Below are 1434 nucleotides of genomic sequence, written 5' to 3' on the forward strand. Positions count from 1 at the left end.
AGCCGGATCATCTGAGACGAGGACGCCAGGACAACAGCTATGACCAAGGAGGGGCTGCGAGAGTGATCGAGGAACCTGAACTTCGACAGGCGTTCGTCAACGCGAGTCGGAAGGAGATCTCTGACCTGATTTTGCCCAGCGGGTTCAACACCATCGACTGGGAAGCTCTCGGATACGGCCCGGAGATAACACCACGATCACGGTCGTTGTAACGGCCTTTCGCTGAAAGAGACTTCTGAGGCCCATCTCTGTGTCCCTTCTGAGGGTGGAGCGCCGACAGAGTATCAAGGCACTTGGCTTCCGCTGCGCTCTAACCAATTGGCGGGCGTCCGCTGGCGCGGCCGGCGGTCGGATCCAGTGCTGTCCTTCGCAGAGCTCCGGCGATCCCTGGACCCACTCGTGTCTACGACGACTCGTATAGGCGTCAAATTGCGTTTTGGAGTGTTTGTTCGGTCAACCACTGGCGGTAGTTCGTGGCCAGGGCGTCGTTGCGGAGGAGGCCTCGTTCCAGGAGGGAAATTTTGGAGGGCCATTGGCCAAGTTCGCGCGCTGCGGTCGTGATGGTGCAACCGAGTGTGGTGCGCATTTGGCGCAGATCGGTGTTGTTTGGCGCTCCTTGGGGGTTGGTGATCTGGCGGTAGATTTCCCGGGCTGCGTAGCGTTTGAGGCAGCGCATGATTTCCCGTTTGCTCTTGCCCTCCGCGGTGCGTTTGGCCACGTAGTCCTTGGTCCGTTGGCACGAGGCCATACGGACCAGGACGACCTGATACAAGGCATGGTTGGCGTTGCGGTCACCGCCTCTGCTGAGCCGGTGACGGGTCGTTTTGCCCGAGGATGCCGGTATGGGTGCGACCCCGACGAGGGCAGCGAACTGGGCCTCATTTCCAAGGCGGTCTGGGTTGTCCCCGACAGTGACCAGGAGCTGGCTGGCTACTTCCGTTCCGACACCTGGAAGATCACAGAGCATCGGCGCGTAGGTGTCGAGGATTTCCTGGAGGGCAGCGTCAGCGGTGGCGATTTCTGCCGCGAGGGAGTGGCAACGGTTGGCCAGGACCTTCAACGTCAGCAAGCACACGTACTCGGGGTCAGCCATATGGCCCGAAGGTCGGGTGCGCTGCAGGGCCGTGATCATCGCCGAGGTTCCAAGCCCGCGGTATTTCGCCCGGAGTTTGTCCGGAGCCGAAACGAGCAAACCCTTGATCTGATTGATTGCTGCGGTGCGGGCCTTCACCCGCCGAGGTGCGCCCGGCGCGCAGTATTCGCAGGCATTCAACGGGACCGTCTTTGGCTTTCGGGACCGATTTGGTCCGGCCGTCCAGTACCGATTGGGCCGCTTGGTAGGCGTCCAGCGGATCGGATTTGCCCTTGAGTCGGCGCGCGGCCCGGTTCGGGCGGTTCACTTCCAGTACACAAAGACCTTCACCGCGCAGGGTC

The 1434-nt window shown here is 61.6% G+C and carries 1 protein-coding gene and 2 pseudogenes; 1 reads left to right on the forward strand and 2 read right to left on the reverse strand.

Annotated features, from left to right (window positions below; translation table 11 throughout):
• Positions 1 to 212: pseudogene (locus ACZY0Y_RS19840) on the forward strand (hypothetical protein); the annotation flags it as partial.
• A gap of 212 nt (positions 213 to 424) precedes the next feature.
• Here ACZY0Y_RS19840 and ACZY0Y_RS19845 read toward each other — a convergent pair.
• Positions 425 to 1093 (reverse strand): transposase, encoded by a 669-nt coding sequence (locus ACZY0Y_RS19845; protein ID WP_463959937.1) that lies wholly within the window; start codon positions 1091 to 1093, stop codon positions 425 to 427.
• Positions 1086 to 1434: pseudogene (locus ACZY0Y_RS19850) on the reverse strand (hypothetical protein); the annotation flags it as partial. The pseudogene ACZY0Y_RS19850 and the gene ACZY0Y_RS19845, both read right to left, overlap by 8 nt.

It is taken from the genome of Pseudarthrobacter kochi (assembly GCF_055412805.1).